Origin of the sequence: Metabacillus sp. cB07, assembly GCF_016839225.1 — a bacterium.
In the GTDB taxonomy this organism is placed as follows: Bacteria; Bacillota; Bacilli; order Bacillales; family Bacillaceae; genus Bacillus_P; species Bacillus_P indicus.
The window spans coordinates 294,656-314,773 of the sequence record NZ_CP069296.1 but is presented as its reverse complement, the minus strand read 5'-3'; the positions used below and the strand labels follow the sequence as shown (position 1 = coordinate 314,773).

The window sequence follows — 20,118 nt, the reverse complement described above, 5'->3', positions numbered from 1 at the left end:
GAAGGCAGAATTCCAGCTTTTACAGGTGTATATTCTGCCTTCATAGTCAGATTATTTGCGGCAATCCGGTAGAGACTCTCGAACCATATTATCGAGGATATATGAAGGGTAAGTACTATTAATTTTCCCTATTCTAACAATCTCCCGCAATTCGGTCAAGATGCTATCTTTTTAATTAAATTTTCCCACAACTTAATGGATTTTATCCATTCTTCCTTTGAACTGTCTCCCCTGTACAGAGATTTCTCGTAGCTGGCCGTCAGCTGAGTCATATCCCGCATATCAAAAAACGAGTCAATATAGCGGGCATAATCACGCAGGGTCTGTCCGTCCTGACGCTTCAGACCGTATCGTTCAAGCTGTTTAAGAAGGGCATTGTAGGCCTCACCGTAGACCTTTTCGTCCTTCCGGTGCTTATACCTGAACAGGATCACGTACGGCATCCATCTTAATCTTGTTTTATATAGAACTAACGCAATGACCGCAGCAGCTGCCAGAATGAGATAAAAAGCAGTACTGCCGATCTGAATGTTAAACGGAAGTGGATTTTTTGATGTGCTGTCTGAGTTTGCCGTCTGGCTATCTTCAGGAACAGGCTCCCGCTCAGGTTCTCTTTGTTCAGGCGTTTCTGCTTCAGGCGTTTCGGAAGGATTCAGATTAAACGTAAAATCATATGGGTTTGTAAAGCTTTTCGTAGGCTCAAACGGCACCCAGCCGATGCCGCTGAAATAAACTTCCACCCAGGAGTGGGCATTATTGTTTGTCACTGTATACTCTTTTTTGCTGCCTCCAAGGCTCTGGACGAAGGAACCGTCTGAATAGCCCTTCACCCAGCGTGCAGGAATATCCGCAGCACGAAGCAGAACGATCATGGAAGTGGAGAAGTTATCACAGTAGCCTTTAAACGTCTCAAAAAGGAACTGGTCAACGTAATCCTCTTCCCCTCTTGGAACTGCTACGTCTGTTGTTTCATAGGAAAACTGTGAACCGCCCAAATACGTCTCGATTGATTTTGCCTTATCGTAGTAATTGCCGTTGCTCTCAGTCAGACTGAGTGCAAGATCGCGAACACGCTGCGGAAGCTCTTCAGGCAGCTGTGTATACCGGGCAATCTCCTCTTCTGAGAGTCCTTCATTTGACGTGACTTTCCGCAGTTCGTCAATTTTAAAATTAGGAAAATTGTATGCTGTTTCGTAGGAGCCGGGCGGAAAGTAGCCTCTGTCTTCTGAAATGCGCGGTCTCATCTGTTCAGAAACCGGGTTCACATCGAGAATGGCATTCTCAGGGAGACTGACAGACTGCACGCCTGCAGGGTAAATGATGTGATCATATCTGTACCTTCGGTCAATTTCCACACTGGCTGTCATCGGAACGGTCTCTGTCCCTTCTTCTGTAGAAAGGACCGTGATTTCATCTGGATCCATCTGCACATTATCCGCTTCAGGATCTGACAGTTCCCATCCCTTTCCCGTATAAACATCTTTTGTCTCCACTTTCCAGTAGTGACGGTCTTCAGCAACTGCGGTGAAAACAGGGGTATTGTCAGCTACAAAAGAACCGCCGAGCTGTTCATCATTCGGGCCGTATCCAATTTTATTGACACCGCCGTTCGGCCCTTCATCCTGACTGCCGTAAGCCGTCAGATAAGGAACCGGGTCCGGCCACTGCGGCTCCGCTTTCGGGGCAAGGATTCCGACAAAAACGGCAGAACCGATCAAGGCACTAAGCGGCAGAACCCACTTGACTGTCATATAGCGCTCCCTCTTAATCCGCTCAAGAATGCGCAGTCTCTCCAGATATAAAAGTCCAATCAGCACAAAGCCGACCACGACAATTCTTACAATGGCGATGCTTGCATCGTACTCCGTGAACGTATCAAGAACGGTGACATACACAAGAGTTATGATAAAAAAGAACATGATGCGCTTCTGGACAACGATCCAATAATTGATCAGGTACACCAGCAGCCACAGCAGGACAAAAAACAGCAGGGTCCTGAACGGAGAGGTTATGTCCATCCAGGACGCATTCATCATAAGAGCAATATTATCTCGTATGTCATTTATAAACGTCCCTATCCATGAAGGATTCAAAAGAGAGCCTTCAAAAAACAAAAGATGCTGCACAAACAGAATATAGACGATTTTTACAGCAGCAGCGGTGTACCATTTGGCTCCAATTGAAATGAAAAAGAAGCTGATGCCTATAAAGAGTACAAACACAAGGGTGTTTCCTGTTTCGGTAAAGTCCTGAAGGGGTCTTAGCCACTCCCATAATAAAAGAAAGGCAAAGGCATAGTAGATGAAAATCGCTGTCTGTCTTTCAAATTGTTCACTCACAGCATGCTCACCTCTTTAAAGGCTTCTTCAAACCGTCCCGCTCCGACGGCTTTTGTTATGATTTTCCGTTTGATCAGCCGGTCCATCATCACTTTTTCTTCACTTGTTATCCGTTCACCCTCTTTTTTCACAAGAAAGACGAGCGTCGCATGGCTGCGCGATCCCAGGCGTTCAAGCTTTCTGACCAAATCAAGAGATAAGGCGGATGTAACAAGCAGAGGGGTCGCATTTTTAGATTGCCAGACAGGAAGCTCCGTTTCTGCAATTTCCGCAAACGATGTCCCGCTGTCGCAGTCCGTTTTTGCAAGGTGGTAGTAGATCTGCTGCAAATGCTGTTCCGTCTCCCCAATGGAAAAAATGGACTTTTCGCTGCCGATGGAAACAAATCCGAGTTTGGCACCGCTTTTGATGATTGATTTAGCAAGGGATGCCGAGAACGTGACGATTTCCTCAAATACATCTGATGGCGTGCGGTCCATCATCACTACAACATCGTGACTCTGCATCTGTTCAAATTCCTTTGTCATAATGCGGTCGCGTCTTGCAGTTGATTTCCAGTCAATCCAGGAGAACCTGTCTCCCGGCTGGTAATCCCTTATGCCGAAAGCCATAGTCGTGTCCTGCCAGAACTTCGCTTTTGAGCTCGCTGCCCCCTGCTCAAACTGTTTTTCATTCTGTCTGTAGGATAAATCAACAGAATGCGGATAGACGAGAAAGTAGTTTTCGGCATCAAATGTCACTTCTTTATCAATCAGTCCGAACAAGTCGCCGGTTCTTACCCGGACCTGTGTAAACCGGTGTTCTCCCCTTGGCATCCGGCTTAATTCGTAGCTCATGATGATTTTCTTTTTAAACCATGGATACAGCAGCTTTTTCGGCTCCTGCATCTCCATAAGTTTTGAGAGTTTTTCCGGCAGTACATCCTCCACCACCAAGTAAAACAAGGGAAACGGGAAGGCACGCTCAATTGTTATTGTCCCGATCAGCTTTTCCCCCACTGAAAACTGCTCCTGATTAATGGCCCTTGTGACCTCAAACGTCCGCAGCGGGTAGAGGGCAACGAGCAGTGAATACAGGGAAATGGGGAGAAAGCTGTAAAAAAGAAACCAGCTGACAAATCCCCCCTGAAACATCGCATATGCAAAGGTAACCGCCGTGAAAAACAACAGACTGACAAGCTTCCAGACATACCGGATTTTCAGAAAAAAACTTTTCATTAACGGCTCATCGACCTTTGCACAGGAACTGGCGTCCTGGAAATGATTTCAGTCAGCAGCTGTCCGGCAGACTTTCCTTCGTATTTCGCTTCGGACTTGAGGATCATCCGGTGAGGAAGGGTGTAAGGAGCAAGGAACTGGATATCATCCGGAATCACATAATCACGGCCGTATAAAAAGGCATATGCCTGCGCGGCTTTCATGAGGGCGATGGACCCGCGGGGACTTGCTCCTAAATAAACGGACGGATGTTTGCGTGTTTTTGTGACGAGGTCAATAATATACCGTTTAACCGTTTCGTCCACATACACGGTTTGAATTTCACCCTGCAACTTAACAAGTTCTTCTTTTGTGATGACAGGTTCAAGAGTGTGAATCGGACGTTCTTTCTCCGCAAGGTTCAGGATCTCAAGCTCTTCACCTGCAGATGGGTATCCCATCCTGATTTTGAAAAGGAACCGGTCCAGCTGTGCTTCAGGCAGAGGGTACGTGCCTTCATACTCAATAGGGTTCTGTGTAGCCATTACGAAAAACGGCTTGCCGAGTGATTTCGTCACCCCGTCAACCGTTACATTGGCCTCCTCCATTCCTTCCAGGAGAGCAGACTGCGTTTTAGGGGATGTCCGGTTGATTTCATCCGCAAGGACAATGTTGCCCATGATCGGACCCGGACGGTATTCGAATTCCAGGGTTTTCGGGTTGTAAATGGAAACACCTGTGACATCAGAAGGAAGCAAGTCAGGCGTGAACTGGATTCTCTTAAAATCCGCTCCCACAGATCTTGCAAGGGATCTGACCATCATCGTTTTTCCGACTCCCGGCACATCTTCAAGCAGAACATGTCCTTCCGCAAGAATTGCCACAAGGCTGAGTACAGCGACATCGCGCTTCCCGACCATGACACGCTCTATATTTTCAATCACTTTGCTTAATTTCGGATGCATCATATCATTTTGAGCCATTCTCATCCTCCTAGGACCATTTATCGGGCATGCTGCTTAACTCTATACACATTCGAAATAAAACGACAAATTCCTGTTTCTTTTTACACATTTAATCTTTTCTTAACAATATCACGAAACCTTTTCCTCAAATCAAAAGTGAGCACATTCACAGCAGATTCATGTGAGCTATGATTTTATCCATAATTTAAAAAAGCCGCTTCACAGGATGGAGGCGACTTTCGTATTATGCTTTTAGTTTACAGTCCCGCGATCAACCTGCTCTCCCAGGATTCCCATATTAGACGTCACTTTCTGGGAAACGCCGCAAAGAGCCTCTATGGCATTTGCTTTGTTTTGTCCGAGCTGTGTGACCACATCTAAGAATGTCATTTCCATTTCCAACTGATATCGCACTGTATTCAGCACTCTATTAATTATTTGTCAGTTTTATAATCAATTGGTTAATTCCACGATTTTATTTTGAACACCTTTATCCGTTTCATTGGTTGAATTTAAAACAAGCTCAACAAATGCTTTTACTGCTGGAGACAGCCATTTTTTCCTTTTTATCAGCATATGAGAATAAATTTGATCAAACTTTTCATTGTGATGAATGATTTTCAATTCTCCCCTTTCTATTTCTTCTTTAACAGTAATGTAAGGCAATACAGAAAAGCCAATCCCACTCATAACAATCTTTTTAATAGCTTCTATACTCCATAATTCCATTATTTGAAAGTTGTATAGATCACGTTTCAAGAGATATTTTTCAAACATCGACCTGTAACTGCAGCCTTCTTCATTTGTGATAAAAAAATGGTTGGTTTGGTTTCTTTTGTACTGGTCAAAATGGTCCAGGCTATTATTGCTGCCCACAAGGACAATTTTCTCCTCAAGCAATGGATAATGATAGCATTTCTCCGGTTTGAATTCCGGATAGACCATAAAGGCGACATCTGCCCGTCCTGTCATCAAGTCAATTTGGTTTTGCCCGCATGTACCGTTGCTAAGTATAAGTCTGACATGAGGATATTTTAAAGTGAACTCTCTAATAATTGGGGACAGCCTTGAAATAGTCAGTGATTCCGGAGCAGCCACTTTTAAAACTCCCCCAAATTCATTGGCACCCCGCATATTTTTTATTTGTTCATGAGTAGCCAGTAGATCTTCGGCTAGGGGGATCAGTTCCCTGCCTGTATGAGTAAGCTGCAGTTTCCTTTTTACATAAGTAAATAACTCTCCTCCAATTTCTTGTTCAAGCGATTGTATATGTGCAGTAATTGTGGATTGCGTATAGCCTAGCTTAGAAGCAGCGGCTGTATAACTTCCTATTTCCACAATCGTCATAAATGTTACTAGGTGTCTGATTTCCATAACGTTTCTCCTTACCTGAAAATATTATCGAAAAAAATGATAATGAAAATAACAATTTCGATTTTATTTATCATCAATGTCATCTTACAATAAAGACTGTTCAATAGTAAATTAGAAAACGAGGGTGGATTTATGAATATAGCAGCGTTTCTTTCCTATGTAATTATTACTTCAGTTACACCAGGTCCAAGCAATATTTTAATGATGAATGAAGGACGGAAATTCGGTTTTATAAAATCATGGAAATTCAACAGCGGAATATTGGCAGGATTTGCATTATTAGGTCTTTTAAGCGGAGTATTTACTACAAGCTTATACGATTCGATACCTTTAGTAGAGCCGTATTTTAAAGCAGCTGGTGCGGCATATTTACTCTACTTGGCATGGAGGGTGGGCTTCCGAAAAGGCTCGGGGGAAGATTCCAGCATCGAGAGATCTTCTTTTTTATCAGGGTTTATCTTCCAGCTAATAAATATCAAAAGCATTTTGTTCTTTTTAACCGTTATGAGTATTTTTGTATTACCGTACTATTCATCATATGAAGCAATAGGTTTTTACTTATCTCTGTCTATTCTTCTAGGGTGGACAGCACTTTTATTGTGGTCTGGGTTCGGTTCAATGTTCAAAAAATTCTTTTCTGAATATGACAAGTTCTTTCGAGTGATCATGAGTTTATTGTTGGTATATTCGGCGGCAAGTATTTTTACTTGAAACGTTCCATATTCAAAAAAAATATACAATCGTTCTTGAAAATACATAAAGCAATGCAATCCCCCCCCCCATAAAACGCATTGCTTTATATATATTACTGTTTCATAAATCAAGAGAGATGAGCCCTCTCTATTATTCAGCTATCTCATCATCTCTTTAACTAATTCTCTGTTCCGCTCTTTAAACACCTCATTATGAGAAGAAACCATTGCTGCTTTTTGCGCTCCCGGCTGTATGTACTGCTTTGCCTTGTTCACGGCGTTTGCTGCATCCTGAAAAGCTCCCGCAATCAGATGCAGTTTGCCTTCATGCATGAGAATATCTCCCGCTGCATAAAGACCTTCTACAGATGATTCGCTTGATTGGTTCCCGGCAATATAAAATTCCTCAGCAAGGGCTATGTTCAGGCTGCTGTTTTGCAGCAGGGCCGCATCCCTTTCGTATCCATGGTTAATGACAACTTCATCTACTTCGAGGAAGAAGGTATCTCCTGTTTGATGATTCGTCAGTTCTACCTTCTCGATTCGTTCGTGATCATCAGAAGCGAGGAGTTTTGTAATCGATGTATGGAAAAGGCACTCCGCTCTGCTGTTCATCAGCTGGGATACTTGTGCTTCATGGCCTTTTAGCGCATCCTTTCGGTACACAACATAGACGCTCTTTGCTACCGGCTCCAGTTCAAGCGCCCAGTCTATCGCTGAATTCCCGCCCCCTGAAATAATGACCGTCTTGTCTTTAAAGCGCTTTAACGATTTAATCGTGTAATTCAGGTTTGATACTTCAAATCTCTCTGCCCCTTCAATTTCGAGTTTCTGAGGATTCAATATGCCTCCTCCAACTGCCGCGATAACCGTTTTGGAGAAATGTGTGCGGCCTGATGCTGCTTTCAATACGAAGATTCCCTCTTCATTCTTTGAAATGGACACGATTTTCTCATTTAGCACGACCTCAGGCTGAAACGTCAGCCCCTGCTTAACAAGCTGTTCAATTAATTTTGCACCTGTAATGGGAGTCATTCCGCCTATATCCCAGATCATCTTTTCCGGATATACGTGAACCTTTCCGCCAAGCATCGGCTGAAATTCAATAATTTTCGTTTTCATTTCCCTGAGCCCGCTGTAAAAAGCGGAATACAGCCCCGCCGGACCTCCTCCGATGACTGTTACATCAAACAGTTCGTGTTTCTTCACGACGCCATCCCCTTTATTAATCATCTATTAGTAATTATGTAATTACGATTGATTATCATTCTCAATTAAATATACTCTGAATTCTTTCTTTTGACAAGCTGACGTCTGTTAAAAAATTTGAGGTCTCCATACATAAAACTGAACTCATATTCAGCCTTTTTTGTTTGCCTTGCGTGAGGAAACGGGAACATAATCCTGAACCTTCCTGCAGAAAATAGGAGGATATAACGCCTTTTTCATATCATCCTTTGGCATGATTGACCCAAAGTGAGGGTCTGATATGATTTTAGGATGCAGAAAAGAACGTCCAGTGAAAGGAGCGTCCCGTGTGAAAAGCATACAAAACCGCCTGCTGCTGATGCTGCTGGTATTCATTGTACTGCCGTATTTTCTATCTGTTTTTTTCATCTATACATACACAAAAAGCAGTGTTGAACAGTACGAGCTTGAAAACAGCCGGGAGCAGCTTCAAAAAAATGCGGAGGACCTCGAACAGTATTTTGAGGAGATGATCGACTTCCCTTCACTCCTTTACCGTAATCCTGACCTGTTCAGGATCTTCAACAACGGATTTGAAGATTCTATCTACTTCAGCCCGAAAACAATGGAAAAAAGTCTCGAAACCTTTTATCTGATGAGAAAGGAAATCAGACAAATGCGTTTCTATATTGATAAAAATAAAGAATCGTTTACGCTTTATAACGCCATGATCAGCACGCGCAGATACCAGCCGGATTTTCTCGAGCAGAGTCCGGTGAAAGAACTGTATGCATCTGATCTGAATTACATCATTGATCCGCCCCGCCCGCTTTTGAATTACAACAACGCTGCAATTGTCCCAGAATCTGATAAAACAGTGGTGCTGACGTTTCATCACAAAATAACGGATGTCCTCTCCAAGAAATTTCTCGGAGTTATCACGATTGATATCGACATGGGAGAGTACGCGCGCATTTGCAATAACCTTGTACAGGGCAATGAGTCTTCTGTTTTGCTGCTTGATTCAAAGAACCGGGTCATGTATTCAAATGACAAATCCCTGATTGGCGAAGTTCTCTCAAATGGAGAACGTTCTAAAGGGAACAACCAGGATATTATTCTCTCTAAGGAGCTGTCTGGATCTTTAAAAGGCTGGCAGCTGATTAAAAAATCTTCCAGTCAGGCTTTATATGAAGATGTCAGGAAAACAGCCTATACAAATATTATCGTCGGGATCGGTGTGGGGCTGCTCGGTCTTTTAATGATTGCGGTTATTTCAAACCGGATTACCCGCCCGATTGCAAGCCTGAGCCAAAAGGTCCGCTCTATTGAAGGCGGAAACGAAAATGTTCCGTTTGATGACAGCAGAGATGATGAGATTGGCCACTTGGAGTCTCACATGAAAGATATGATGAACAGGATCAACACGCATATTGACCGGGAATATAAGCTCGAGATTGAGAACAGAAAGAATCAGTTCATGGCGCTGAAATCACAGATTAACCCCCATTTCCTGTTTAATGCCCTGCAGTCAATTGGAGCGGTTGCCCTTAGGTCCAAGGCTCCTAAGGTATATCAGCTGATCACCTCACTGTCGAGAATGATGCGCTACTCCCTTCAGGCAGACCAGTGGGTGCTGGTGCGGGACGAGGTGGATTATACAAAAGCATACCTGGCGCTGCAGTCCGAACGGTTCGGTGATTCAGTGAGCTATACAATTGAGATGGAGGAGTCCATCTTGGACATGACGATTCCGAGCATGATTCTGCAGCCTCTTGCCGAGAACTTTTTTAAACACACGTATGAAGAAGGGTTCAGCAGTGCCCATTTGCTCATCAAAGGTTCCATTCAGGATGGACATCTTGATTTTCTGGTTGAAAATGACGGACCCGGACTGACAGCAGGCCAGCTTAAGACATTGCAGGACAACATTTATACGCCGCCGTTTGAAGGAACTTATTCAAACGAACATATCGGATTGAAAAACATTCGTGACAGGCTCCTGCTCAGGTATGGACCAGGTGCACAGCTGCATGTTGATTCAATTGACGGAAAAGGATTTTCGGTCCGGATGAAAATACCGGTCTCAGGAGAAGGGAGCTGAACAAGGTGAAGGCACTGATTGTTGACGATGAGTTTAATGTGCGGGATGTCATTCGTCATCTGGGCGAATGGGAAAAGCACGGAATTACAGAACTGCTTGAGGCAGGCAACGGCAAGGAAGCCAAAAAGTGGATTGAAAAAGAAAAACCCGAGCTGATTTTTACTGATATCAAAATGCCAGGGATGTCTGGCATGGAACTGATAGAATGGCTCCATTCCATTTCATATCCGGGGAAGGTCGTTTTTATTACCGGCTATAATGACTATTCCTATATGCGCAAGGCCATCCAGCACAGCAGCTTCGATTATCTGCTGAAGCCCATTGAGTATGATGCGTTTAATCATACGCTTGAAAAATCCGTTCAGGCCTGGAAAGATGATTTTCAGCATGCCGAAGTGCTGGAAGATGCGAAAAAACTTCGAAGAAATCAGGTTGCAACATCCATCTGTCACGGCGACAGGTCTGACGCAGAAAGTCTGGCCGAGTTTCTTCCTGAAGCAGATGACTATGAGCTGACTCTGCTTTCTTTTTATCAGATGCATCATCCGGAGCCCTATGTTCAAAAGCTGTCAGAGGAACTTATGAACCGCAGAATGGGAAATGCCTTTTACCTGCAGACAGACCTAAATCTCTGTCTGGTGATCACCGTCCGGAACCAGTGGCTGTCAGCGGAAGAATGGATCAGCTCAGAGTTTGACATCCCTGTAAGACTTGTCGAGGGTGAGTCAGCCATATCCCTTGCACACATCAGATCCTCTTTTCAGGAGCTTCTGACAAAACTTGAGAATCAGGAATTCAGATCGATTCACCGGCTTGATGAACTGGATGCTGCTCGCCGTATGGAAGATATCGTGTCCTATGTGGATACCTATTATATGGAGGATTTAAGCCTTGAAAAGCTGTCGAATGTTTTCTTTTTAAGCCGGGAGCATATCTCTCGGAAATTCAAACAGGAAACCGGAATGACCCTTTCAAAGTATATGACGGATCTGAGGATCAAACAGGCAAAAACCTGGCTGCGGGAAACAGATAAAAACATCTACTCCATCTCTACTATGCTAGGGTTTCAGGATGAAATCTATTTTTCCAAGCTGTTTAAAAAAGTGGTGGGAGTGACACCGTTTGAATTCAGAAAGGAAGCGGTGGAATGAAAAAGGTTATTGGTTTTATTGGAATCATTCTGCTGCTTACTGCATGCACGAACGATGCTGCGCCGGATAAACAGAACGTGAAAGAGGAAAAGATTACACTTGATCTGCGGAATCCAAAAATAGAGGTTTCCACCCAGTTCGAACAAATGACGCGGGCTTATGAGCGCGAGAATCCTCATGTTGAGATTCGCGTGCATACGGTTGGGGGCGCCATGGATGATCTTTCAGATTTAAAAGCGGAAATGGCAGCCGGCAGCGGACCGGATATTTTCACTAACACCGGCTATGAAAATGCCAGGCTGTGGCAGGACTATCTTGAGGATTTATCCAACGAACCTTGGGTGAATAACGTCTACCCCGAGGCTCTCGTTCCAATGAAACGGAATGGAAAGGTGTACGGCATGCCCGTCAACCTTGAGGGATATGGGTTTATCTATAACAAGGACCTTTTCAAAAAAGCAGGGATTGCGGGACTTCCTGAAACATTATCTGAACTGAGAGCTGCAGCGGAAAAACTGAAAAAAGCTGGGATTACTCCATTTGCAACCGGCTATTATGAGGACTGGAAGCTCGGTGATCACCTCATGAATATCGCTTTTGCCCAGCAGGAAAACACCGAAGCATTTATTCATAACCTGAACAGCGGAAAAGAAAAAATCAGCACAAATCAAAACTTCGAGGACTTGCTGAACCTGCTCGACCTCACTCTTCAGTACGGAAATGACAACCCGCTTACAACAGATTATGCAATGGAAGTCGACCTTTTCACGTCAGGCAAAGCAGCTATCATTCAGCAGGGAAACTGGATTCAGCCGATGATTGATCAGGCTGCACCGGACATGGACATCGGCTTTATGCCCATTCCGATTAACGACAGACCAGTGAAGGAATCTCTCGTTGTCAGTGTTCCAAACTATTGGGCCGTCAGCAAACAGTCCAGTCCCGAAAAGAAAAAAGAAGCTAAAAAGTTTTTGAACTGGATGGTCTCATCAGAAGTAGGCAAGAGGTACATGACCGATGAGTTTAAATTTATTCCCGCCTTCCATCATATTAAAGCAGAAAACCTCGGCCCTCTTGCAGAAGAAACCCTGCAAACCTATAAACAAGGAAGAGCGCTTCCATCCAACTGGTTTCATTTCCCGGTTGGGATCCGAGAGGAATTCGGTGAAGCCACCCAGCTTTACGTTGGCAGACAGCTGAACAGAAAACAGCTGCTGAACGAATACCAGAAATCGTGGGAAAGGTTTTCAGAGGAATAGGCATACCGCTCAAGGAGAGGCGGTATGCCTTTTTACCTGAGCAGCTAAACTTGTTCTCTTCTTTTCTCCCAGTTTTCTCTCGTCAGCTTCATATTGATCGAATCAATCCATTTCCCGTCGTGCTCCAATTCACCTTTATCAATGCTTACTGTTTCAAACCCCGCCTTTTCATACACTCTTACTGCACGAGGGTTAAAAGCGAAAACACTCAGAGTCAGACTGTTTACATCTGTTTTTTCAAACATGTAATCAATGAGCAGCCGGGTTGCTTCAGTTCCGAGCCCGCGGTCCCTTCCTCCCGGACCGATCAGGATTCTGAAATTCATGCTGCGGTCTTCGGAATTATACAGATTAACAACCGCTTCCCCCACAAGCACTTGCCGTGCCTTGTCCACGATGGCAAGATCAAGGCGGCCGGACTGCTCATTTCTTGAGGCATACCATTTATATACACTCTCTTTGTCATAGGAATCTTCGCTCCCGGTGTATTTCAGTACCACAGGATCTTTTAAGCACTCTTCTATGTAAGGCATATCTTCTTCCACAAGAAACGGCCTCAATTGTACGAATTCTCCATTAAGGACTGGTTTAACAGCCAAATTCATTCTTACTCCTCCCCTTTCTTTATCAATTCGACAAACTCAACTCTCTCCCTCTCAAATCCCATATCAATATACGACTAAATTCAGGTCAATATGTGCCATACCTGTTCTCGCAGGGCTGCCCTATAATTCAAGTTGTACTAGCAATCATACAAAAAACGAGGAGGAAGACTTATGAACTTTAGCAGGCTTGCCAAACAGGCAACAGCAGTAACACTCAGCACAGGCATTCTTTTAAGCGGCGCGGTAACCCAAACATCTGCAGCTCCAAAGGATCCGGCAGATTACAAAGAAACGTACGGTACTTCGCAAATCACTCGTTCCGCAATGAAAGACATGATTAACCAGCACGGTGATGCAAGATACACCGTACCAAAATTTGACGCTTCAAAAATTGAAAACATCCCTTCTGCCAAGAAAACAACAGAATCAGGGGAAACAATGGACCTTGATGTGTGGGATACATGGCCGCTTCAAAATGCTGACGGCACAGTGGCGGAATACAAAGGCTACCATATCGTTTTCGGTTTAGCCGGCGATCCTAAAAATGCCAATGACACATTTATTTACATGTTCTATAAAAAAGCCGGCGACAATTCTCTTGACGCCTGGAAAAATGCCGGACGCGTTTTTGACAGCAATGATAAAAATGTTCCAAATGATCCTTACTTAAGCCGCCAGTCTGAAGAATGGTCAGGATCAGCTACATTCACAGAAGACGGAGAGGTCCGCTTGTTCTACACAAACCGCGAAGCTTTCAATGCTGATGCAGGTTATTATGGAAAACAAACCTTAACAACGGCACAAGTCAATGTCTCTCAGCCTGACTCAAAATCACTTAAAATTGATGGCGTTTCTGATTATAAATCCATCTACGAAGGCAAAGACAGCAAATACTATCAGACAGTAGACAAGTTTGCTAAAGACGGAGCTCCGAATGACAACCATACATTCAGAGATCCTCACTATATCGAAGAAGACGGCAAGAAATATCTTGTGTTCGAAGCAAACACAGGAACTGAGTACGGCTATCAAGGAGAAGAATCACTTTACAATCAAGCCTACTACGGCAACAGCAATAAATTCTTCCAGCAGGAAAAGAATGCTCTTTTGAACAGCGACAAAAAGCAGCTGGCTGAAGTCGCCAACGGCGCAATCGGAATCATTGAAATCAACGATGATTATACCCTTAAAAAAGAAATGAAGCCGCTGATCGTTTCAAATACGGTCACTGACGAAGTGGAACGTCCGAACATCTTCAAAAAGGACGGCAAATGGTACCTGTTCACAAGCTCACGCGGTTCAAAAATGACGATCGACGGCATCGATAATCAGGATATCTACCTTCTTGGCTATGTAGCCGACTCACTGACAGGCAAGTTCAAGCCGCTTAACAAAACAGGCATCGTGCTTCATCATGACCTTGATCCAAATGATATTACATGGAACTATGCTCACTATGCCATCCCTCAGGAAGGCAGCGATGATGCCGTTGTCACAAGCTATATGACAAACAGAGGCTTCTTTGAAGACAACAAGTCAACCTTTGCTCCGAGCTTTAAGCTGAACATCAAAGGAAACAAAACATCCGTCGTAAAAGACAGCATCCTTGAACAGGGACAGATCACAGACGACGAGTAAGAATCAAAGAAAAAAGAGAAAGAAAATGTCACGGGGCATTTTCTTTTTTCTATATATAAAAAGTGGTGATGATTATGAGTAACAAACAAATTCTCAAAAAAGGATACAAGACGGCAGGCATTATCCTGATCGGAATATGGATGACCGTCTCAACCGGCATATTGATCCACGCTTTTTTAAAAACAAAAGAAGTTCCGCCAGCAGAAAAAGAAGAGCATTCATACCGGGCTGCCTATCATTTCACAGCCCCTGATCATTGGAAGAATGATCCGCAAAAGCCTGTTTACTACGAAGGAACCTACCATTACTACTATCTTTATAACGGCGACTATCCGGACGGAAACGGTACAGAGTGGCGCCATGCGGTATCAAAAGACCTCGTTCACTGGAAGGACGAAGGCGTCGCTATTCCGAAATATACGAATGCAAACGGGGATCCATGGTCAGGATCTGTCGTTATTGATAAAGAAAACACGGCTGGCTTCGGTAAAGATGCCTTTATAGCCGTTGTCACCCAGCCGTCAAAAGACGGCCAAAAGCAGGAGCAGTTCCTCTGGTACAGTACAGATAAAGGCAAGACCTTTAAGTCCTACAGCGAAAAACCCATCATGAAAAATCCGGGTACAAAGGACTTCAGGGACCCTAAAATCATCCGCGATGACCTCCGCGGCAAATGGGTGATGACGATGGCAGAAGGAAATAAAATCGGCTTCTATGAATCAGACAACCTGAAAGACTGGCGCTACACAAGCAGCTTTCAAATTGATAACCTCGGTGTGCTTGAATGCCCTGACCTTTTCCGCATGCGCGCAGATGACGGCACCGAAAAATGGGTGCTCGGCATGAGCGCAAACGGGAAAGAGACGGGCAAGCCCAACACCTATGCGTATTGGATTGGATCTTTTGACGGTAAGGAATTTAAGCCCGATCATAAGGAACCGGAATGGCTTGACTACGGTTTCGATTGGTACGGCGGGGTGACATTTGAACAGGCGGAAGGTGATCCCCTGGAAAAACGCTTTGCCCTGGCATGGATGAACAACTGGGATTATGCCGATAACACACCAACGATGGAAGAAGGATTTAACGGGCAGGACTCTGTCATCCGTGAAATTAAGCTGACGCACGAAGCAAACAATCATTATTACCTTTCTTCCAAACCAAGCGAAAAGCTCGATAAGCTGAACACTCTCACGAAATCCTACAAGAGAATCGAAGTAGACGGCGCTAAAACCCTTGATGTCCGCGATGACACCTACATGCTTGAAGCGGACATCTCCTGGTCAGATCTGAAAAACGCCGGTTTCCGGCTGCTTGAATCAGAGGATGGAAAACAGCACGCAGACGCGGGAATCTCATCAGTCGGAGGGTATTCCTATGTGAACCGCGGATTCACAGGCCATCCGGACGACAGCAATCAGCTCACAGAAAGCAAAGCTCCGTTTGATGCCGGCAAAAAAAAGGTGCATGTGAAAATTCTTGTTGATAAAACAAGTGTGGAAATGTTCATTGATGACGGAAAGACTGTTCATTCCAATCTTGTTTATCCAAACCCCGGCGACAAAGGAATCACGCTCTTTTCCGACGGAGGAAAAGCCGTGTTTGAGAATGTGAAAATTAAGCATTTGAAAACCATTCAGACAAAATGAAGACAAAAAATTGCTGTTAGTAATAACAGCAATTTTTTGTGTATATTGAGCATAAATCTATATAGCCTATCAATAAACTTTCTTCTATAATGAGGTTATCAAAGGGATTAAGGGGGAGACGGAATGAATTTACACGGTTTAACAATAGAACAAAAAATGATGTGGGAACGTGATGGGTACTTGGTTTTTGAAGATTTTCTGCCGCAAAAAGAAACCGCTTACTATAATGAGAAGCTGGATCAGGCGATGACAGTGTTTCGCGAGGAAAACCGTAAAAATCCTGAAACCGGAGTCCTTGATCATGTCGATCAGATCTGCGGAATCATTGAGCATGAAGAGGCCTTTCTTGAGCTAATGGAAAATCCAAAAATGATGAATGTGATGCGGGACCTCCTTGGAGACCAGTTCGTGATGATCGATAACGACGGCTTAATCAAGCCTCCGAAAAAAGCAGCTCATACAAACTGGCACCGTGACACGGGCACAATGCTGTTTGTCGATGAAAAACCGGTTCCCTTCATGATTAAAGTGTTCTACTTCCTGTCTGACGTAAGCTATGACGGAGGATGTCTTGCTTTCCTTCCGGGAAGTGTTCACATGAGCAACGATGAGCTGCCAAAGGTTGAGAATCAGGAAGATATGCCTGGGCATGTCCGAATGAACGTGAAAAAGGGAACAGCCGTTGTTTTTCACGGCTCTGCCTATCACTCAGCTTTAAACAATTTATCTGAGGAAACAAGACGCTCCCTCATTTTCAATTACGCTCCTTCCTTCGTCCGCACATGGCCGGGATATGAACCCTCAGAGGCTTTAAAAGCAAAAGCGGATACAAACCTGCGAAAAATGCTTCTCGGCATGACGCCGTGGTGTTCAGATGCAAAGGCGTTTGAAGAAGAAGCTGTGAGTCGATGAGCGAAAAAAAATACTTTGAACATGTTTATTCGCCGAGCGGGTTTGCCCGCTCGCATTTGTTTTTTCCTTTAATCGGCGGATTCAACAAGATGTCGCCCGAGTTTTATTTCGAACGTGACTATTACCCTGCATGGGAATTTCTATATGTTACCTCCGGCAAAGGCTGGTTTGCTATAAATGATCAATGGATGAAACTCGAACCTGGTGATGGGCTCCTGTACGACATGAGACTCCCACACAAATATAAAGCAGACCCTGAAGATCCGTACGAAATGATGTACCTCGTCTTTAATGGCGATGAAATGAAGCATCTCATGGAAAAATGGTTTCCATCCCCCTCCACTTTAATCAGAGGCACGGCAGGAAAAGAGGAGTATGAGACAACGCTGATCCGGATTTTAAAAACGGGCGAATCGGCTGATGACAAAGCAGAAACCGAAACCAACATTCTCATCTATCAAATTCTGACACAGCTGCTGAAGTACAGCCGAACCGAACCTAAAGACCTGAACAGAGCAAAGCCTGAGTCGCTTGAACATGGCAGAATGTACATGGAAGAGCATTTCTCTCAAGCAGCAGACATCCAGGATGCTGCCAAAGCGGCAGGCTTAAGCTATTATCACTTCATCCGCCAGTTCAAGCGCTATTATGGCATTTCTCCTAAAGAATACTTAACCAAGCTGAAGATTGGCCATGCGAAAAAGATCCTGATCTATTCCGACAATCAAGTGAGCGAAGTTGCAGAGGCATCAGGCTTCAGCAGCTACAATGCTTTTTTGACAACATTTCTTCAGCATGAAGGTGTCTCTCCTACTCATTTCAGGAAGACATGGCGTTTGTCCAGGTATCATTCATAACTCATATTCCATACGAAATAGGTGAAAGACTCGTGAAAATTACTGACGTAGAAGCCATATACTTGCGACTGCCGGAAATCGATGCCCTCCGCTGTGACGGGACACAAGATACACTTCTGGTCCGGATTCATACCGATGAAGGCATAACAGGGATAGGAGAGGTTGATTCTTCGCCTGAAGTGGCAAAGGCAATTATCGAAGCGTCCGCTTCACATTTAATCAGCAACGGATTAAAGGATATCATCATTGGAGAAGATCCTTTTGATCGTGAGAAGCTTTGGAACAACATGTTTCATGGTTCCTCCTACTATGGAAGGCAGGGGGCAGCCATCCACGCCATCAGTGGAATTGATATGGCTTTATGGGATATTGTCGGCAAGACCGCAGAACGGACAACCGCTCAAATGCTGGGCGGCGTATACAGAAACCGCGTAAAAGCTTACGCAAGCCTCGTTATGCCTGAAACGATTAAAGACGCCTGCCTGCTGGCAGAAAAGTTTATGGACATGGGGTATAAAGCCATTAAATTTGGCTGGGGTCCATTTGGCGCAGACGACTATTTTGATGTTGAGGCTGTGAAGGCCATTCGGTCTGTTATCGGAGAACGGACAGAGCTTATGATCGATATCGGACAGCGATGGGATGCCAAGCATGCCATTAAAATGGCCAGGCGGTTTGAAGAGTATGGTGTGCACTGGATAGAAGAACCGCTTGCTCCGGATGATCTGGAGGGCTATGCCATGCTTTCGGCAGCAACCGACATTCATATCGCGGCAGGGGAAAATGAGAGCGGAAGAAAAGCGTTTGAAAGACTTATTAAAGAAGGCCGGGTGGATATTATCCAGCCTGATTTGGGCAGGTGCGGAGGGTTAACAGAAGGAAAGAAAATCGCTGATCTTGCTTATGCCGAGCATAAAATGATCGTCCCCCACGCATTTAAAACAGGCATATTGGTCGCTGCAAGCACTCATTTTGCCGCCAGTATTTCTAATGGTTTTCTAATGGAATATACAGTTTCCGATTCGCCTCTTGCCAGAACACTTGTCCAAAACCCGGTGCTTTTTAAAGATGGATACGTACATCTTCCTGACAGGCCCGGACTCGGCATAGAGATTGATCCTGATGCGGAAGCGAGATTTAGAGTGTGAGAGAATAATTGATTGAATAACGTTGAAACATGCAGATATTTCCCCGGGAATGAGATCACCTTTTGCCGATACAGACAGATTTCTATCATATCGTGTCTATTTTGGACATATCGCCGGGCGATACAATAAAAAAAGAGTCAATCCGCTTATGATGGGGTTGACTCCTGCTTTGTTATTTTTTGAATAAAGAAAACAGCCAATTCCAGCTCTCTTTAGGCCCCTGCATTCTTTCTTCAAGGCGTCTGTTAAAGTCATTCTGCGAATTCCATTCCTGTTTCTGCTCATCACGCATGGCCTGAATTTGCTTTTGAAGCAGCTCGCTCTTTTCTTTTTCCTCTTCAAGAAGCGCTTCATAGTGGGCACTCTGCTGCTGAATCAGCTTTTCCATTTTCACGTTCGTCTTGTGAGCTGAATTTCCGATTGTGGAGCTGATGACGTGGTGGTCCTGCTGAAGTCTGGAGACAGCTGTTTTCAGGTGAGACATATCGTTTTTCAGCTCCAGATTCATCTCCCGCGCGGCTGCAAGCTCATTTACCACATACATCAGAGCTTCTTTCAGCTGAGCCGGATCATTCGGCAGCTGATTGTATGTACCTGATACAGCAATCTCTGACGTATCGGATTCTGTTAAACGCTCCTTTTGCCGTTCCACTAGATCCTTTGCCGTTTCGTCCAGCGGCTTGTCCGTATCGCGGAGCGCTATAAGCGCATTCAGATCAGTCTGAACGAAAATTCGCCTGTCTCCATCTTTTAAGAATTCATATCCGTTCCGTTCTAAGATCTGGCCATATTTACGGACGGTGGGCGTTGCAATCCCCACTTCTTCCGCGGCTTCCTTTGAAGAAAATGCCCGTTCATTCGGTTGTATATCGCGTCTCATATCGGCCCCCCTTTCCTTTAACTATGAAGGCTTTCCTTCCTTTTTGCAAGCTGTATCGCCGGGCGATACGAGGATGAATCAGATAAAGTCAGCATGAAGGTGAAAAGCTGAAGAAAAAGCCTCATTCATACTTGAATCAGGCTTCATTTACTGGTATTCAC

17 protein-coding genes and 1 riboswitch are annotated in these 20,118 nt (G+C 44.4%); of the genes, 9 read left to right on the top strand and 8 right to left on the bottom strand.

The features are described 5' to 3' along the window. Positions 1-23: 23 nt before the first annotated feature. A riboswitch (purine riboswitch) is annotated at positions 24-125 on the bottom strand. A 30-nt stretch (positions 126-155) separates the two neighbouring features. The 5 genes from JOJ89_RS01770 to JOJ89_RS01750 form a co-directional block, all read right to left on the bottom strand. After that, on the bottom strand, positions 156-2,339 hold the full coding sequence (locus JOJ89_RS01770; protein WP_203289416.1) for a transglutaminase TgpA family protein: 2,184 nt from the start codon (positions 2,337-2,339) through the stop codon (positions 156-158). Next, positions 2,336-3,556: a DUF58 domain-containing protein gene (locus JOJ89_RS01765; RefSeq protein ID WP_203289415.1), complete on the bottom strand. Its 1,221-nt coding sequence runs from the start codon at positions 3,554-3,556 to the stop codon at positions 2,336-2,338. Before JOJ89_RS01765 ends, JOJ89_RS01770 begins: the two co-directional genes overlap by 4 nt. Next, complete coding sequence (locus JOJ89_RS01760; protein ID WP_203289414.1) at positions 3,556-4,518, bottom strand: AAA family ATPase; 963 nt, start codon at positions 4,516-4,518, stop codon at positions 3,556-3,558. Before JOJ89_RS01760 ends, JOJ89_RS01765 begins: the two co-directional genes overlap by 1 nt. A 234-nt stretch (positions 4,519-4,752) precedes the next feature. Then, a complete protein-coding gene (locus tag JOJ89_RS01755; RefSeq protein WP_203290410.1) occupies positions 4,753-4,914 on the bottom strand; it encodes a hypothetical protein in 162 nt (53 codons plus the stop codon). A 39-nt stretch (positions 4,915-4,953) separates the two neighbouring features. Further along, positions 4,954-5,874, bottom strand: a complete 921-nt coding sequence (locus tag JOJ89_RS01750) for a LysR family transcriptional regulator (RefSeq protein WP_203289413.1) — start codon at positions 5,872-5,874, stop codon at positions 4,954-4,956. Positions 5,875-6,006: 132 nt separating this feature from the next. Between JOJ89_RS01750 and JOJ89_RS01745 the strand changes: the two genes are divergently transcribed. Further along, positions 6,007-6,585, top strand: a complete 579-nt coding sequence (locus JOJ89_RS01745; protein WP_029286139.1) for a LysE family translocator — start codon at positions 6,007-6,009, stop codon at positions 6,583-6,585. A gap of 140 nt (positions 6,586-6,725) precedes the next feature. Here JOJ89_RS01745 and JOJ89_RS01740 read toward each other — a convergent pair whose 3' ends face one another. Beyond that, positions 6,726-7,775, bottom strand: coding sequence for an NAD(P)/FAD-dependent oxidoreductase (locus JOJ89_RS01740; RefSeq protein ID WP_203289412.1), 1,050 nt, complete (start codon positions 7,773-7,775; stop codon positions 6,726-6,728). A gap of 328 nt (positions 7,776-8,103) precedes the next feature. On the opposite strand from JOJ89_RS01740, the gene JOJ89_RS01735 reads away from it, so the two are divergent. Genes JOJ89_RS01735 through JOJ89_RS01725 form a run of 3 tightly spaced genes read left to right on the top strand, consistent with a single transcriptional unit; the run spans position 8,104 to position 12,268 of the window. Next, the gene (locus JOJ89_RS01735; RefSeq protein ID WP_203289411.1) at positions 8,104-9,858 is read left to right on the top strand and encodes a cache domain-containing sensor histidine kinase; all 1,755 of its coding nucleotides are present in this window, start codon (positions 8,104-8,106) and stop codon (positions 9,856-9,858) included. A gap of 5 nt (positions 9,859-9,863) precedes the next feature. Continuing rightward, positions 9,864-11,009, top strand: coding sequence for a response regulator (locus JOJ89_RS01730; protein WP_203289410.1), 1,146 nt, complete (start codon positions 9,864-9,866; stop codon positions 11,007-11,009). Then, positions 11,006-12,268, top strand: coding sequence for an ABC transporter substrate-binding protein (locus JOJ89_RS01725; protein WP_203289409.1), 1,263 nt, complete (start codon positions 11,006-11,008; stop codon positions 12,266-12,268). Before JOJ89_RS01730 ends, JOJ89_RS01725 begins: the two co-directional genes overlap by 4 nt. A gap of 44 nt (positions 12,269-12,312) precedes the next feature. Here JOJ89_RS01725 and JOJ89_RS01720 read toward each other — a convergent pair whose 3' ends face one another. After that, positions 12,313-12,873: a GNAT family N-acetyltransferase gene (locus JOJ89_RS01720; protein ID WP_203289408.1), complete on the bottom strand. Its 561-nt coding sequence runs from the start codon at positions 12,871-12,873 to the stop codon at positions 12,313-12,315. 171 nt (positions 12,874-13,044) lie between these two features. Here JOJ89_RS01720 and JOJ89_RS01715 point away from each other — a divergent pair, with 171 nt between their 5' ends. From JOJ89_RS01715 to JOJ89_RS01695, 5 genes are all read left to right on the top strand, one after another. Then, positions 13,045-14,511 carry a glycoside hydrolase family 68 protein gene (locus JOJ89_RS01715; protein WP_203289407.1) on the top strand — a complete coding sequence of 489 codons (1,467 nt, stop codon included), beginning with the start codon at positions 13,045-13,047 and terminating at the stop codon, positions 14,509-14,511. 140 nt (positions 14,512-14,651) lie between these two features. Continuing rightward, positions 14,652-16,160: a glycoside hydrolase family 32 protein gene (locus JOJ89_RS01710; RefSeq protein ID WP_203290230.1), complete on the top strand. Its 1,509-nt coding sequence runs from the start codon at positions 14,652-14,654 to the stop codon at positions 16,158-16,160. Between the two features lie 123 nt (positions 16,161-16,283). Beyond that, complete coding sequence (locus JOJ89_RS01705; RefSeq protein WP_029286142.1) at positions 16,284-17,072, top strand: phytanoyl-CoA dioxygenase family protein; 789 nt, start codon at positions 16,284-16,286, stop codon at positions 17,070-17,072. Next, positions 17,069-17,929 carry a helix-turn-helix domain-containing protein gene (locus JOJ89_RS01700; RefSeq protein ID WP_203289406.1) on the top strand — a complete coding sequence of 287 codons (861 nt, stop codon included), beginning with the start codon at positions 17,069-17,071 and terminating at the stop codon, positions 17,927-17,929. Before JOJ89_RS01705 ends, JOJ89_RS01700 begins: the two co-directional genes overlap by 4 nt. Before the next feature lie 32 nt (positions 17,930-17,961). After that, complete coding sequence (locus tag JOJ89_RS01695; protein WP_203289405.1) at positions 17,962-19,077, top strand: mandelate racemase/muconate lactonizing enzyme family protein; 1,116 nt, start codon at positions 17,962-17,964, stop codon at positions 19,075-19,077. Positions 19,078-19,249: 172 nt separating this feature from the next. Here JOJ89_RS01695 and JOJ89_RS01690 read toward each other — a convergent pair whose 3' ends face one another. Next, positions 19,250-19,957, bottom strand: a complete 708-nt coding sequence (locus tag JOJ89_RS01690) for a hypothetical protein (protein ID WP_029286148.1) — start codon at positions 19,955-19,957, stop codon at positions 19,250-19,252. Between the last annotated feature and the right edge of the window lie 161 nt (positions 19,958-20,118).

Excerpts from the sequence above, each read along its gene's own strand:
- JOJ89_RS01765 (WP_203289415.1), bottom strand. The coding sequence starts at position 3,556 with ATGAAAAGTTTTTTTCTGAAAATCCGGTATGTCTGGAAGCTTGTCAGT.
- JOJ89_RS01760 (WP_203289414.1), bottom strand. The coding sequence starts at position 4,518 with ATGGCTCAAAATGATATGATGCATCCGAAATTAAGCAAAGTGATTGAA.
- JOJ89_RS01750 (WP_203289413.1), bottom strand. The coding sequence starts at position 5,874 with ATGGAAATCAGACACCTAGTAACATTTATGACGATTGTGGAAATAGGA.
- JOJ89_RS01745 (WP_029286139.1), top strand. The coding sequence starts at position 6,007 with ATGAATATAGCAGCGTTTCTTTCCTATGTAATTATTACTTCAGTTACA.
- JOJ89_RS01725 (WP_203289409.1), top strand. The coding sequence starts at position 11,006 with ATGAAAAAGGTTATTGGTTTTATTGGAATCATTCTGCTGCTTACTGCA.
- JOJ89_RS01720 (WP_203289408.1), bottom strand. The coding sequence starts at position 12,873 with ATGAATTTGGCTGTTAAACCAGTCCTTAATGGAGAATTCGTACAATTG.
- JOJ89_RS01715 (WP_203289407.1), top strand. The coding sequence starts at position 13,045 with ATGAACTTTAGCAGGCTTGCCAAACAGGCAACAGCAGTAACACTCAGC.
- JOJ89_RS01710 (WP_203290230.1), top strand. The coding sequence starts at position 14,652 with ATGACCGTCTCAACCGGCATATTGATCCACGCTTTTTTAAAAACAAAA.
- JOJ89_RS01705 (WP_029286142.1), top strand. The coding sequence starts at position 16,284 with ATGAATTTACACGGTTTAACAATAGAACAAAAAATGATGTGGGAACGT.
- JOJ89_RS01700 (WP_203289406.1), top strand. The coding sequence starts at position 17,069 with ATGAGCGAAAAAAAATACTTTGAACATGTTTATTCGCCGAGCGGGTTT.
- JOJ89_RS01690 (WP_029286148.1), bottom strand. The coding sequence starts at position 19,957 with ATGAGACGCGATATACAACCGAATGAACGGGCATTTTCTTCAAAGGAA.